A 15,377-nucleotide genomic window follows, 5' to 3' on the forward strand; every position below is an offset into this window, starting at 1 on the left:
GCAGCTAAAAGAACAGCTGGCCTTATTGCGTACATCAACTCAATTAGAGTCTGATTTGATGGCCAGCCATTTGAGTGGTAGCCACATGCTAGAAGCCATCCGTTCTGGTCTGGCTCACAATGCTGAGAATTTATTGCGTGAGAACGAATCACTGAAGCAACTGAATAGTATTTTTGGTCAGACAAGCACAGCAATTAATCACTTATCTTCTCGAGCAGAAAAAATTGCAGAATACGCTCACGCTAGTATGGAGTCGGTGACTGTTCTAGATAAAACAACCATTTCGATTGGCCAGTTAGTCGGCACGATCCAAGAGATTTCGCAACAGACCAATTTATTGGCACTGAATGCAGCTATTGAAGCGGCACGCGCAGGTGAAGCGGGTCGAGGTTTCGCCGTCGTGGCCGATGAAGTACGGGCATTAGCTTCCAAAGCCAATGATGCCAGCACTAAGATTGAATCTTTAGTTGGGCAAGTTCAGAACCAAACGGAAAGTATTAAAGGTTCAGTGAATCAGAGTCAAGAATGTGCAATCGAAGTAGAAAATGCTTCAAATGAATTAAAACAGACGGTAACAATCGTTTTAGACAAATCAAAACAAATGCAAGAAGTTATTCGTATTGCGACGGCGTGTTCTTTCCTTGATACGGTGAAATTGGATCACGCAGTTTGGAAAAATGAAGTGTACGATCACATCCTCAATCGTTGGTTTGAACATGGGATGAATACTCATCAAGAGTGCCGTCTAGGTAAATGGTATTTTGAGGGTGATGGTGCGCGTGAATACAGCCAGCTTCCCAGCTTTGCTGGTTTGAATGCTCCTCATAAATTGGTGCATGATTCAGGAAAGAGTGCACTGAAGTTTGGTCAGAATGGTGATTGGACACAACTGATTAAGCAAGTTGATACTATGGAATTGGCCAGTAAATCGGTGGTTGATTCGATAGACCGATTACTAAAAGAGGTAGTAAACACACATTAAACTCAGACGGTATTACGTAAAATAGATAGGTGTCCGATCGCTCTTCTGCTACAGTGGCGCGCTATTTCTTCACAGTCTGTCATCTTGATGGCACTGGAAATCTAACCCTAGGATCTATTTTGACCAATAACGATATTTTACGCCGTATTCGCTACACTTTTGACTTTAAAGACTCAGCTATGGTTGAGATTTTTGCTGCGGCGGACGGCTGCGTTACTCAAGAGCAAGTGACTACTTGGCTAAACAAAGAGACGGAATCTGTGTTGAGTGATGTGGATCTAGCGATATTTCTCAATGGCTTAATCAATACAAAGCGTGGTAAACGCGATGGTGAACAACCTCAGCCTGAAACACGCTTAACCAATAATATGATTTTCATGAAATTGCGTATTGCGCTGGATATGAAAGCAGAAGATATTTTAGACACATTAGCTTTCATCGATTTTCGTTTAAGTAAGCACGAGCTCAATGCATTTTTCCGCAAGCCTGACAATAAACACTACCGTGAATGTAAAGATCAGATCCTGCGTAACTTTTTAATGGGTGTTCAGCGTCAACTGCGTCCAGAAGATAAACGCGAATATCAAGAAAAAATCGATTAAACCAAAGAAATCTCCTGTAAGTCATTAGGGATCTCTTCATTGAAAAAAGCCATGTCGACATGGCTTTTTTACTTAGTGATCAACGATCTTCATTCTGACGCTTACGAATATCAGTTTTACCTCTTCTTGCTAAACTTTAAAGCGGTCCACCAACTCATAGAGTTCGTTGGCTCGGCTATTCAACTGCTGGCTACCCGCTTGGTTCTGATTAGCCAGTTCAGCCGATTGACTACTTTGATCAGATATCACCACAATGCGCTCTGATATCTCTTGCCCAACAATACTTTGCTCTTCTGTTGCAGTTGCGATCAGCGCGTTCATATCCATAATCGTGGCAATAGAGTCTTGAATTTTTTGTAATGCTGTCGATGCGGCATTGGCTTTTTCTACGGTGCTTAAGCTACGGCTTTGGCTTGAATCCATCGCTTTAACTGCGGCATCAGAGGCATTTTTCAGTTGCCCGATCATGGCATGAATTTGCCCTGTACTGTCTTGGGTACGGCTGGCTAATTTTCGGACTTCATCCGCTACCACGGCAAATCCTCGTCCTTGCTCGCCTGCGCGAGCCGCTTCAATAGCTGCGTTTAACGCCAGTAGATTGGTTTGTTCCGCAATATCTTGGATAACCGCAAGTAGAGACGAAATGTTTTTCACATCGCCTTCCAGTTTTGAAATCACAAGGCTCGCTTCAGCGACCTCTTTGGCGAGATCCTGTACCGATTGTGCGGCTGAATCAACAATCTCATGGGCATCTTTGGCGTTGTCGTCAGCATCTTTTGCTGATTGAGCGGCATGATGGGCGTTGTTCGAGATCTCTGTTGCAGTCGTGGTCATTTCTGTCATCGCTGTCGCTACTTGATCGGTCTCTTCACGTTGCCCTGATGCAATGGCGTCAACTTGTTGTGCTCGTTGTGTCATGTCATTGGTTTCATCCACAACCTGTTGCCCAACTTGGTGCACGCGCGCAATGATACTTTGCAAGCTGGAGACAAAGGCATTGAAGTTATCACTTAATCTTGCAAATTCAGGGGCGTTGAATTTTTCCATTCTTGCAGTTAAATCAGCGTCACCGCTTGCAAATGAACGAATCGATAAATCAAATAGCTCGAGAGGACGCATGATACTGCGATTTAAAATGATGGCGAAAAAACCGACGATGAGGATAATGATCAAGCTCATCAAACCGATATTGACTAAACTGCTTTGCATATTTTCCGCAGCGAGTGTTTCCATGTTGGCGATTACGGCATCAATATCATCGGTGTAAAAGCCAGTGCCTATCGTTAGATCCCATTGTGGTAAATAGGTAGAATAGGCCAATTTAGGTAGTGGTGTCGTCTCTCCCGGCTTGGGGAAATAGTAGGTAGTGAACTTATCTACTTTGGCATTTTTGATTAAATCTTGGATTAAATAGTTGCCATGCGTATCTTGCATGTTCCAAAAGTTATCGCCTAAACCAGCATTACTTTGGCCCAGTAGTAGTCGATCCCCTTTGCTATTGTAGCCAAAGATATAGCCACTATTTTCAAACGCGATGTCACGCAGTATGGTGATGGCTTCGCTGAGGGGAGCGTTCTTTTGTTTGAGTGATTTGAGCGCTGTATCGGCAATTTGCAGATATGAACGCAGCTCATTTTGTTTCATCTCCATCATGCTAGCGCGGGTAGCGGCCATTTGTTCGTGATTCAGTTTTTGTGTTTCTGAAAAACTGAGATACATCATACTTAACGAAATAATCAGTAGCGGAACAATGGATAGCACGTAGAGTCTTTGGCGAATAGTCAGGCTCATGGTTATTTCCTGTTGTTATGTTATTGGCCTTGGTACTTTAACTGACGGTTGACATGCTCGTTGTTGTTATAAATATAGCTTAGCTAAGTTTGCGGCACCGCGTCTTACAAAGAGCATATTTTCATATGAAAAATGGGTGTTATGTCAAATTGGAATGCTAAGTAGAGTTGTTATGCCCTCTATGACTTGCCAGTGGCTTTCATTTCACCGGTTTAAGCTTAATTTCTATATAGAGTATAGATAGGCTGTGATATACTCCGCGCCCACTTTACTTTCGAAGAGCCAGTGACCATGAGCCTGAAAAATGAAATTCAACAACTCAATAACCGTTTAGATACGTGTCGCCATAAGCTCGATGCGGCTAAAGGTCGTGGCGATCAAGTAATGATCAGCAAATTTACCGATGAAGTAGAACAACTGACGAAAAAGCTCGCTCAAGCAAAACACAAGCAAAATTATACGGTGAGCAAAGAGCGTAAGAGTTTGCTCGATATGCCATTTTCTCGTGAGTTGACCAAAGCCGAACAGGCGGATTTAGGTCAATTGAAAAAGTCAGTTAAAGGTTTAATCGTGGTACACCCGATGACAACAATGGGCAAAGAACTGCGTTTAGAAGTGATGACTGGTTTCGCTCCAAAAACCTTCTAACCATCATGTTTTACGACAGAAAAGAGCCAGATTATCTGGCTCTTTTTGATCGTACCTGCGACTCAATAGCCCATAAGTTGCAATAAATTCTCGGCGGTGTGGATTGCCTCTTTGCGGTTAGCAATATTCAGTTTTTGGTATAGGTTGCGGATGTGGGTTTTGATGGTGGTTCCTGCGACATCCAGCTCTTGTGCAATTTGCTCATTGCTAAACCCAGAGTAGATAAGCCCCAATACTTGCCATTCACGTTGAGTGAGTGGGCTGGTACGAACCAGCTCAGGAATATTTGGGTGATTAACCAGCTTCTCAACAAACTCTTCGTCGAAATGGACTGATCGGCTGCGCTGAGTGGTAGAGATCTCTTTCATTAACTGTTGTGCGCGGTGGCGTTCCAGATCTCCCAATTCGGATCGGCTAGAGAGTTTTTCCAACAAGTGGCCGATCTGCGAACCATCGATTAAAAAGTTACCCACCATACCCGTCTGATTGGTTAACTGTAGCGCCTCTTTGAGTTTTTCTTTCGCCACTTCTTCGTTGTGCACTGCGGTGGCTAGAACGGCTTCGAGGATCAAATTACGGTTTAGGTCAGTAATCAACTGATAAGTTTGCGCTTCGTGCTGCATAAACGTCAAAGTTTGAGTCGCATCTTCCAAATGACCTAAGTGAATCTGAACTCGAGCAATATTGCGCCATTGAAGCTGTGAAAAGTGATTGCATGCTTTTTCTGGTCGAATGGTGGTCTTGAGCCACTGCAACATTGCTTCATCATTGCCACGAGCTTGCCAAAATAGAATCAGTGAGAGCGAAGCATTCGCTGTCCAGTCTACGTGATAAGTCGATTGTTTCAGTAAGTGCTGTATTTGTTCGATGAACTTACCCGCTTTATCGAGTTCACCACGGCCAATAGCAATACGCGCCAGCATAGAATAACTGTGCAGATGTTTGCTTGGAGAGTGGTTGCCCAATACGCGTAGTCCTTTATAAGCGCACTCTTCCGCTTCATCCAAGCGGTTCCAGCACCACAGGATTTGGGCACGTATCCGTAGTAAGAACTCATGCAATGGCACTTGCTGTAATTGCTGCTCTTCAATTAATTTGAAGGCAATATCTTGTACTTCAAAAGCGGCTTGCACATAACCTTGGGCAATCAAGATCTCGCTTTGCTGTAGTAATGCCCATAGCGCTTGATGGTAAACCTGATACTGGCGTGCCAGCTTTTCGGTTTGTTGCATCATCGAGAGTGCGCGGCTTAATTGACCGAGCACGTGGTTCACTTCGCCGACGACTGAAGTGGCGACAATACGACTGCGGTAAACTGTGTGATCCAGTTGGCTTAGCGCTAATTCCGCCAGTTCTAAGGCTTTTTCTGGCTCATTTTGGTTGATCGCGACTTGAGCACGCAGGGCATTGAATTCGCCTTGTTCTTTAGTGCTGAGCTGAACATTGAGCGCTTTCATCTCGTTGGTCGATTTGGTCAGCAGATCCCCAACGTCAAAGTAGCGGTGCTGACTTTGAGCCAGCCAAGCTTGTAGCATACACAGTTTAGGCTCGCGATAGAGTTGGGCCGGAGAGAGTTGGTTAATGGCCTCTTCGAGAGCCAAAAGCTCGCCTTGGTTGAACATCTTCCAGCCAAATTGCGTCAAGATAGTAGCGAGTAAGTCAGTATCGTTGGCGAGAGTGGCGTGACGCAACGCTTGATGAGGTGTGGCTTCTTGCAACCAAGCGTGCGCGGCGGCACGGTGTAGATCGTGCTCCTGCTGCGGGATGCGCGCCAAGCGTTCATGAGAGAGGAATTCCGCAAATAAGTTGTGGAACCGGTACCAGTTGTGCTCACCTTCCAGTGGATAAATGAATAAACCATAGCGGTTGAGCGACTCAATCATGCTCAGCGCGTCGTCACGTTTGGTGAGTGCAGAGACTAACACGTCATTAAAGTGATCGAGCACCGAGCATTGCATCAAAAATTGGCGCGTTTCTTTATCCAGCAGATCAAACACTTCCTCAACTAAGTAATCCCATAAATGTGCATGATTAAACTGCGATACCGACTCCGCTGTTTGAGCCAACGTGCGCTTTTGGTGCTGTGCTTGTAAGGCAATCAATTGCAGTGCAGAGGGCCAGCCTTCGACATAGGTGCACAAGTTGTTGGCAGTATCATCATCCACGCCATCAGAGACCCGTTGATTAAAGAAGCGTGTTGTTTCTTCGGTATCAAAGGCGAGTAGCTCGTTACCAATTTCGATCATCAAATCGCGTACGCGCAAGTTGGCCGTACCTAATGGTGGTGTGGCACGGCTAGTGACGACCAGCGTTAGGTTGTCTGGCATGTGTTTGAGGAAAAAGCGCATCGCTTCGTGGATATCGTCATCGGCGATCAAATGGTAATCATCGAGAACCACATAGCACTCTTTGTTAAAGCCAGACATTTCCGAAAACACTTCACTAAATAGCGAGTGTAAAGAAGAGAACTGGCGTCGCTCGGCCAGTTTTTGGGCATTTGGACAACTTTGCTGAGTCGCTTTATTAATCGCTTGCAGTAAGTAGTTGATAAATCGGAACGCATCATTGTCGCTTTCATCGATGCTATACCAACCCACGTTGGTCTTGTCTGATAACCATTGCGCTGCCATTGTGGTTTTTCCATAACCAGCAGGCGAACGGAATAGCACGAGTTTGTAGCAAGGTGCCTGGGCAAGCAGCTCTAACACACGCGGGCGAACGATGGCGTTGTGTAGGCGGCCGGGACGAGTAAGCTTAGAAGGTATCCACATCTTCCAGATTCCATTTATTGTTCTTGTTACTGACTTAAAAGCTGATCGCAGCTTTGGAGGTGCTTAGTAAGAAGAGCATCATTATTTAGGAGTACACAAGTGAACTATCACTCATTTTGTGTGGATGTTACTTGATGTCGTGACGCACGTTTATTGATCCATCCCGAGATTCTTGCAGGATTCACATTTACTCATCATCTACGCCCTGTAATTGTGACTTTAATCACTAAAACTTCTTTGTTATGCGCTATATAAAAACTGAGCATGTACAAAATCTCATGTAATTTGTAAATGAAGCTCATTTTTTTGAGAGCCAATTCTCATATTGAGAGATTGATATTCCCGATCGAAACCTTAGCGTCATGAGCGGTATTTAGGCTAGTGAGCAAGGTGATGTGATCACAATCACTGCTTATGAACCGCTATGTGCAACGAATGAGAGATAGATCACTGCGACTCTGGTGCTCGCCCTCTACGCCCTGAGCCCTCCTCCTAAACGAGGTCATTTTTAGGAGGATGCCGACCTTGCGTAGCTGATGCACGATATGCCGAAGATGAATTAAAACGACTAAGTGAGATTTCGCTAATGAAACCTACGCAACAGAAGAAGTTTGATAAAGCTTCGTTCCAAGACAACGTAAAGAAACACCTGACTGCCACCTACGCTACCACCATTGAAAATGCAGATAGCCGTTCATGGTATCTCGCAATGGGGCGCGCACTGGCTGAATTAACGATGTTTGATCTACTCGAAACTGAGCAAGACGAGCGCATTGTTAACGCTAAGGGTCTGAACTACTTATCACTTGAGTTCTTGATTGGCCGTTTAACAGGCAACAACCTCATCAGCATGGGCCTGTATGAGCAAATCACGGAAGCGATGGCTGATTTAGGTCAGAACCTAACGGATTTATTAGAAGAAGAACGTGATCCATCCTTAGGTAATGGTGGTTTAGGGCGACTTGCGGCATGTTTCATGGATTCGTGTGCTGCGCAAGAGTACCCAACCGTAGGTTATGGTTTACATTATGAATATGGTTTGTTTAAGCAATCTTTTAGTGAGGGCCACCAACAAGAAGCTCCTGATGAGTGGCGTTGTGTTGAAGGCTACCCGTGGGAAGTGGCACGACCACACCTAGCACAAGAGATTGGTTTTTACGGCCATGTTGACGTTATCAATGACAATGGTGTGGAAAAACGCCGTTGGATTCCGAGTATGTTTGTCCAAGCAATGCCTTGGGATTTACCGATCGTCGGCTATGAAAGCGACACGGTTTACCCACTTCGTTTATGGGAATGTCGCGCAATTGCGCCTTTCTCACTGGCTGATTTCAACAACGGTAACTACTTTGAAGCACAGCATGCCTTGATTGATGCAGGCAACATTACCAAAGTACTTTATCCAAACGATAACCACGAAAAAGGCAAGACACTGCGTTTGATGCAGCAATATTTCCATAGCGCGGCGTCAATGCGTGACATTTTGCGTCGTCATGCTGCGGCGGGTCATGACATTGCTGATCTTCCTAAATATCAAACCGTTCAGCTAAACGATACTCACCCAACGATTTCCATTCCTGAATTGATGCGTATCTTGATTGATGAGAAAGGCATGGGCTGGGATGAAGCATGGGCGATCAGCTCAAAAACGTTCGCCTACACCAACCATACGCTACTGCCTGAAGCACTCGAAACGTGGAGCGAGTCGTTGATCCAGCGTTTGCTTCCTCGCCATATGGAAATCATTTACGAAATCAACCACCGCTTCCTGCAAGAAGTACGTGCCAAGTGGCCGGGTGATGTGTCGAAACAGCAAAAACTCTCCATCATTCAAGATGGTTTCCACCGTGTAGTGCGTATGGCAAACCTTTGTGTGGTTGGCTCTTACGCTGTGAACGGTGTGGCGGCGCTGCACTCGGAGTTGGTAAAACGCGATCTTTTCCCAGAATTCCACGAGCTTTACCCAACACGTTTGCACAACGTAACAAACGGCATTACGCCGCGTCGCTGGTTGAAATTTTGTAACCCAGGTTTGTCGGCGCTTATTTCGGAAAAAATTGGCACTGAGTGGCCAGCGCACCTTGACCAGCTAGAAGCGATTGCGCAATACGCTGACGATGCGAAATTCCAAAAAGAGTTTATGGCGGTTAAGAAACACAACAAGCAGCGTCTGGCTGATTGGGTATCAGAGAACATGGGTATTGAGCTTGATACCAATGCCATCTTTGATGTGCAGATCAAACGCTTGCATGAATACAAACGTCAACATTTGAATATGTTACATATTCTCTCTTTGTATCATCGTTTAGTGAATGACCCAACGTTCGATATGACGCCGCGCGTGGTGTTCTTCGCGGCTAAAGCGGCACCGGGTTACCACCTAGCTAAAGAGATCATCTACGCCATCAATAAAATTGCGGAAAAAGTAAATAACGATCCGCGCATTGGTAACAAGCTAAAAGTAGTTTTCATTCCTGATTACCGCGTGAGCATAGCTGAAATCATCATTCCTGCTGCCGATGTATCCGAGCAAATTTCTACCGCAGGTAAAGAAGCATCCGGTACCGGTAACATGAAAATGGCGCTAAATGGTGCTTTAACCATAGGTACGATGGATGGTGCAAACGTGGAAATTCGTGAGGAAGTGGGTGATGACAACATCTACATCTTCGGTTTGGAAGTGGACGGAGTCGAAGCATTAAAAGCCAGTGGTTATAACCCATATGATTACTACAATGCGGATCCGCTGCTTAAGGCTTCACTGGATTTGTTGGTGGGTGAAGAGTTTACCCCAGGCGCTCCGGGTAAATTGAAAGCCACGTTCGATAGCTTGCTTGATGGTGGTGATCCATACCTAGTGCTGGCTGACTTCGCTTCGTATGTACAAGCGCATCAGGCGATGGACAAGCAGTACCGTGACCAGGCTGGCTGGGCGAAGAAAGCGATTCTTAACACCGCGTTGGTGGGTAAGTTCAGCTCTGACCGCAGTATCCGTGACTACGTTAACAACATCTGGAAATTAGAAACCGTTAAACGTTAATTTTCAAGTAAGCCAAGGCCTTTAGGGCCTTGGCTCTATGATGACTCATTATAATAAAACCCTACCCATTTGAAGGGGAAAGAAGTCCCTTCGGAGAAAGCGATGAAACAACTAAACGCATTAAAACAAGTAGCGGCGATGGCGAACATTGCCGACAGCTACATAAGCGCGTGGGGCGACGAAGCGAAAGTGGAAGATGAAACCATTATCCGCTTATTGGCGTCTTTGGGCTATGACACAACCAATGATGAAACGCTGCTGAAATCAGCAGAAAAGAAACACAAGAAAGATGTATTAGATCCTGTTCTCGTTATTCGTGAAGGTGAAGCGGTGGAAGTGCCACTTTATCTAGGTGCCAGCGCACGTGAAAGCGAATTTAACTGGCGCTTAGAAACCGAGCAAGGAGAGGTACTTGAAGGCTATCTTCAATCGCAAGTCGTTCGTGATGAACGCGCTGAGGGTGGCCCTTTAGTGTTTGCATTGCCAAGCGATTTGGCATGGGGATATCACAAACTGTTGGTGACACGGAAACGCCGTAAAACACCGTATGAGCTCACGCTGATAGTGACGCCAAAAGCCTGTTACAAACAAGCACCTATTACTGAAGGTAAAAAATTGTGGGGCCCGAGTGTGCAGCTTTACACGCTGCGTACTCAGCACAACTGGGGTATTGGTGATTTTGGCGACTTAAAACAGTTAGTGGCGGATATTGCCTCTCGTGGCGGCGATTTTGTCGGCCTTAACCCGATTCATTCTCTCTTTCCTGCAAACCCTGAAGGAGCGAGTCCTTACAGCCCATCGTCACGCCGTTGGCTCAATATTTTATACATAGACGTGAGTTCAGTGCCTGAATTTGCTTTGAGTGCGGATGCGCAGCAAAAAGTAGGCAGTGCGGAGTTTCAGCAACGTCTTCAGAAAGTACGTGAAGCGCATTGGGTAAACTATACCGAAGTTGCAACATTAAAAATGAGTGTCTTGCCACTCCTGTTCACCGAATTTAAAAAACGCCATTTAGATAAAAATAGCGATCGCGCACAAGCCTTTTTGAATTTCGTTGAAGAAGGTGGTGAGAGCTTAGTGCACCAAGCGGCATTCGATGCGCTGCATGTCGATTTACATGCCCAAGATCCGAATGTATGGGGTTGGCCGGTTTTCCCTGAAAAATATCGTCGGTTTGAAAACAGCGCAGTACAGAAATTTATCGAAGACAATCAAGATAAAGTTCACCTATACATGTACTTGCAGTGGATTGCTGATGGCCAAATTAATGAAGCCCAAGCACTCGCGGAAGAAAAAGGCATGGCGGTCGGTTTATACCGCGACCTTGCGGTGGGTGTGGCTGATTCTGGCTCTGAAACTTGGGCTGATGCCGGTAACTTGATTTTAGACGCCAGCATTGGCGCACCGCCCGATATTCTTGGGCCACTGGGTCAAAATTGGGGCTTACCACCGCTTAATCCACAAGTATTACAATCAACCGCTTACGATGCTTATATCAAGCTGCTGCGCGCCAATATGAAACATTGTGGTGCGCTGCGCATTGACCATGTACTTGGTTTACTGCGCTTGTGGTGGGTACCAAAAGGTGAAAATGCCACTAAGGGTGCTTACATCTACTACCCAGTACAAGATATGCTCGCGATTTTAGCGTTGGAATCTCACCGCCATCAATGCAGCGTGATTGGCGAAGATTTGGGCACAGTACCTGATGAGATCGTCGATATTTTAGCCGACGCGGGTGTTCACTCTTATAAAGTGTTCTTCTTTGAAACCGCAGAAGATGGCGGCTTTATCTCACCGAAACATTACGCCGCTCAATCGATGTCGGCACTGTGCACACATGATATGCCAACGTTGCGTGGTTTCTGGCATTGCGATGATCTCAAAATGGGGAGCGAAATTGGTTTGTACCCAGATCAAGCCCAGCTCGAAGCCTTGTTTGAGGACCGTTTGAAATGTAAACAAGGCATTTTGGATTCGGTGGCATGGCATGGTTATTTGCCTGAGGGTGTGGGGCGCGACGCAAGCCTTGTTCCAATGGATTCATATTTAAGTGAGGCGCTGCAACTGCACGTTGCATCTGGTGCATCGACCTTGTTAAGTATTCAGTTAGAAGATTGGTTGGAAATGGATAAACCCGTTAATATTCCGGGTACCGTTAATGAGTACCCTAACTGGCGTCGTAAACTTTCAATGAATTTGGATGAAGTATTTGCGCGTGATAATGTCAATCGCATTGCTGCACGTTTAACGGAAGTGCGAGCGAGTGTAAGTAAATAATCACTTACTGAATAAACCTTGATGTGACTTAGTGTTATCTTTCTTAATCATGGCATGAAGAATTTTAGTCTAGGTCACTCAATGTAACAGCAGAGTTCGGTACACTGAACCTCGCTAGTATGCCCGCCATTTTAGCGGGCATTTTTATACGTTTAAAGAAAGTTAGGTTAGGAGTAGGGATATGAAAACAAAAAAGCTTTCAAAGCTAAAGCAGGCATATAGCCAACTTTCCCATGCATCATTTACAGATCCATTCTCATTTTTAGGCCCTTACCTCGCACCCGATCAAGGTGCGCTACGCGTTTGGATGCCGGGTGCCGAAAAAGTTGAGCTGGTGGTGGAAAATCAACCCCGCATTTTGCTTGAGCGTGAAGATGAGTCGGGTTTCATCCTAAAATCAAATATTGATTTACGTTTTACCCACTACCAATTGGCGGTCGATTGGGCAGGTGTCGAACAGCTCATCGATGACCCATATCAGTACCATGGTTTATACGCTGAATATGATGATTTACATACGCCGAAATCGATGTATCACCACATGGGTTCGCAGTTCGTGACCATGGAACGTGGTGGTAAACAAATCTCAGGTATCCGTTTTTTAGTCTACGCACCGCATGCCAAAGCGTGCAGTTTGATTGGCGCATTTAACCAATGGGATGGACGTCGTAATCCAATGCAGCGCCTTGATTACGGTATTTGGGGAATTTTCATGCCCAACTTACCCGAAGGTACGCAATACAAATTTGAATTGAAAGGGCCTCATGGTGAAGGGTTACCGCACAAAGCCGATCCTTGGGGTTACTACGCCGAGCAATACCCTTCGTTTGCTTCAGTGACGTATGATCATCGGCGTTATGAATGGCAAGACAGTACGTGGCAAGCTCGCCCCATCACCGAAAAGCGCAAGCAAGCGCTCTCTTTCTATGAGTTGCACGTGGGCTCTTGGCGTCGTAATTCGGCGGGTGAATTTTTAAATTATCGTGAGTTGGCCGATCAACTGGTGCCTTATTTGGTGGATTTAGGCTATACCCATGTAGAGCTTATGCCCGTTTCTGAGCATCCATTCTATGGTTCTTGGGGCTATCAACCTGTTGGCTTATTTGCGCCAACGAGCCGTTTCGGTACGCCCGATGATTTTAAATATTTCGTGGATCAGTGCCACCAAGCCGGCCTTGGTGTGGTGCTCGATTGGGTTCCCGCACATTTTCCTGCCGATAGTCATGGCTTAGCCAATTTTGATGGCACTCCTTTATTCCATGACCCTGATCCACGCCGCGGCTGGCATCAAGATTGGAGTTCGTATATTTACGACCTTGGCCGCGAACATGTGCGCCGTTTCTTGGTCTCGAATGCGTTATATTGGTTTGAACAGTTCCATATCGATGGCATTCGGGTCGACGCCGTTGCTTCGATGCTCTACCTCGACTACTCACGCAGCCATGATCAGTGGATCCCAAATGTGGATGGCGGCAGAGAAAATTACGATGCGATTGCCACCTTAAAGTGGATGAACGAAGAAGTGTACAAACACTTCCCGAATGCTATGACCATTGCTGAAGAATCAACAGCTTTTCCCGGCGTTTCAGCGCCAACCTTTATGGGCGGTTTAGGCTTTGGTTTCAAATGGAATATGGGCTGGATGCATGACAGTTTGGCCTATATAAAAGAAGATCCTGTCCATCGTAAATACCACCACAACGTCATCACCTTCCCGTTAGTCTATGCACACAGTGAAAACTATGTGTTGTCGCTATCACACGATGAAGTGGTGTATGGAAAAGGTTCGATCCACAACAAAATGCCCGGCGATGAGTGGCAACAAACGGCAAACTTGCGTGCTTATATGGGGTACATGTATGGCCAGCCGGGTAAAAAACTCAACTTCATGGGCACTGAATTTGGTCAAACGGCAGAATGGAATCATGATGACCAACTTCAGTGGTTCTTATTGCAGTTTGAACGCCATCAAGGAGTGCAGAATTTAACGCGAGATCTCAATAAGATGTATCAAGCCGAGCCTGCACTTTTTGAGTTAGACAGTGAGCCTCGTGGCTTTGAGTGGCGCTTACAAGATGCGGCCGATGCGAGCATTCTTGCGCATGAACGCATGAGTGACTGCGGTGAACGTATTTTAATTATCACCAATTTTACCCCTGTTCCTCACCAAGCTTTTCGTTTAGGTATGCCTGTCAAAGGTGAGTATCAATTACTGCTTAATACAGATGATAGACATTATGGCGGTAGCGGTTTTGAAGTCAAAAACCGTGTACTGACTGAAAACGTTGAGAGTGAGGGTTTAGACCAATCTATTTTGGTCTGTGTACCGCCACTGGCAACTCTCTACTATAAGCTAGAGACAAGGGTATAGTTGTCAACCCCATTGCAATTTAATGAGTTGAGTGGTTTCTTGTGAAGTCTCAACATCAAAATCCCGATTTACAGTGTGAATCGGGATTTTTACATCTGGCTGTCTCAGAATGAGGGTAAGTTTTTACCCATCGAAGCAATATCTTGCTCATACTGGGCAGGTTTTTGCTCAATCAAAAATACATACAATATAAGTGTTTGATTTTAAATAGTAATAGAGTTGGCACTGACTTTGCTCTATGACGAGTGAACTTGTTTCATACCATTCATCATTAAAGTAAGGAATTTGCAATGCCAACTCCATGTTATATCTCTATCGAAGGCGAAACTCAGGGCCTGATCACTGCTGGTGCTCTGTCTACTGATTCAATCGGTGATGCGTTCGTTGAAGGTCATGAAGACCAAATGTTGGTTCAACAATTTGACCACGTTGTAACTGTACCGACTGATCCACAATCAGGTCAGCCTTCTGGTCAACGTGTTCACAAACCATTTAAATTCACCGTAGCGCTAAACAAAGCGGTTCCTCTTCTTTATAACGCACTGGCGTCTGGCGAGAAGATGAAATCGGTTGAGCTAAAATGGTACCGCACTTCTATCGAAGGTAAGCAAGAGAACTTCTTCACTACTACACTCGAAAGCGCGTCTATCGTGGACATTCACTGTGAAATGCCACACTGCCAAGATCCAGCGAACGGCGACTTCACACAAAATGTTACGGTTTCTATGTCTTACCGTAAAATCCTGTGGGATCACGTGAATGCGGGTACTTCAGGCTCTGACGACTGGCGCAAGCCTGTTGAAGCGTAATCACGCTTAGTTTTTGGGTCGCTCACTCGTGTTTCATGTCCTTGGGGTGAGTGGCCCACACCAAAACCTTAAGCTCAATACAT

At 45.6% G+C, this 15,377-nt stretch carries 9 protein-coding genes and 1 pseudogene; 8 read left to right on the forward strand and 2 right to left on the reverse strand.

The annotated features are described in order from the left end of the window. Window positions 1-85: 85 nt before the first annotated feature. From DD616_RS17530 to DD616_RS03900, 3 genes and pseudogenes are all read left to right on the forward strand, one after another. A pseudogene (locus tag DD616_RS17530) lies at window positions 86-559 on the forward strand (methyl-accepting chemotaxis protein); the annotation flags it as partial. A 42-nt stretch (window positions 560-601) separates the two neighbouring features. Then, window positions 602-982 (forward strand): CZB domain-containing protein, encoded by a 381-nt coding sequence (locus DD616_RS17535; RefSeq protein WP_419608435.1) that lies wholly within the window; start codon window positions 602-604, stop codon window positions 980-982. Between the two features lie 119 nt (window positions 983-1,101). After that, window positions 1,102-1,584: a YehS family protein gene (locus DD616_RS03900; RefSeq protein WP_038148283.1), complete on the forward strand. Its 483-nt coding sequence runs from the start codon at window positions 1,102-1,104 to the stop codon at window positions 1,582-1,584. A gap of 129 nt (window positions 1,585-1,713) precedes the next feature. On the opposite strand, the gene DD616_RS03905 is transcribed toward DD616_RS03900, so the two are convergent. Further along, window positions 1,714-3,375 carry a methyl-accepting chemotaxis protein gene (locus DD616_RS03905; RefSeq protein WP_019281765.1) on the reverse strand — a complete coding sequence of 554 codons (1,662 nt, stop codon included), beginning with the start codon at window positions 3,373-3,375 and terminating at the stop codon, window positions 1,714-1,716. Between the two features lie 291 nt (window positions 3,376-3,666). Here DD616_RS03905 and DD616_RS03910 point away from each other — a divergent pair, with 291 nt between their 5' ends. After that, complete coding sequence (locus tag DD616_RS03910; RefSeq protein WP_026027197.1) at window positions 3,667-4,023, forward strand: YibL family ribosome-associated protein; 357 nt, start codon at window positions 3,667-3,669, stop codon at window positions 4,021-4,023. Window positions 4,024-4,085: 62 nt separating this feature from the next. Here the strand turns inward: DD616_RS03910 and malT are convergent, their stop codons facing one another. Further along, complete coding sequence (gene malT / locus DD616_RS03915) at window positions 4,086-6,794, reverse strand: HTH-type transcriptional regulator MalT (RefSeq protein WP_208871487.1); 2,709 nt, start codon at window positions 6,792-6,794, stop codon at window positions 4,086-4,088. Window positions 6,795-7,380: 586 nt separating this feature from the next. On the opposite strand from malT, the gene DD616_RS03920 reads away from it, so the two are divergent. From DD616_RS03920 to DD616_RS03935, 4 genes are all read left to right on the forward strand, one after another. Then, window positions 7,381-9,834 carry a glycogen/starch/alpha-glucan phosphorylase gene (locus DD616_RS03920; RefSeq protein ID WP_013868184.1) on the forward strand — a complete coding sequence of 818 codons (2,454 nt, stop codon included), beginning with the start codon at window positions 7,381-7,383 and terminating at the stop codon, window positions 9,832-9,834. A gap of 102 nt (window positions 9,835-9,936) precedes the next feature. After that, the gene (gene malQ, locus DD616_RS03925) at window positions 9,937-12,114 is read left to right on the forward strand and encodes a 4-alpha-glucanotransferase (protein ID WP_208871488.1); all 2,178 of its coding nucleotides are present in this window, start codon (window positions 9,937-9,939) and stop codon (window positions 12,112-12,114) included. Between the two features lie 181 nt (window positions 12,115-12,295). Beyond that, window positions 12,296-14,485: a 1,4-alpha-glucan branching protein GlgB gene (gene glgB, locus DD616_RS03930; protein ID WP_017044919.1), complete on the forward strand. Its 2,190-nt coding sequence runs from the start codon at window positions 12,296-12,298 to the stop codon at window positions 14,483-14,485. A 290-nt stretch (window positions 14,486-14,775) separates the two neighbouring features. After that, window positions 14,776-15,294 carry an Hcp family type VI secretion system effector gene (locus DD616_RS03935; protein ID WP_013868180.1) on the forward strand — a complete coding sequence of 173 codons (519 nt, stop codon included), beginning with the start codon at window positions 14,776-14,778 and terminating at the stop codon, window positions 15,292-15,294. Window positions 15,295-15,377 lie beyond the last annotated feature (83 nt).

Origin of the sequence: Vibrio anguillarum (genome assembly GCF_003390515.1) — a bacterium.
GTDB lineage: Bacteria > Pseudomonadota > Gammaproteobacteria > Enterobacterales > Vibrionaceae > Vibrio > Vibrio anguillarum.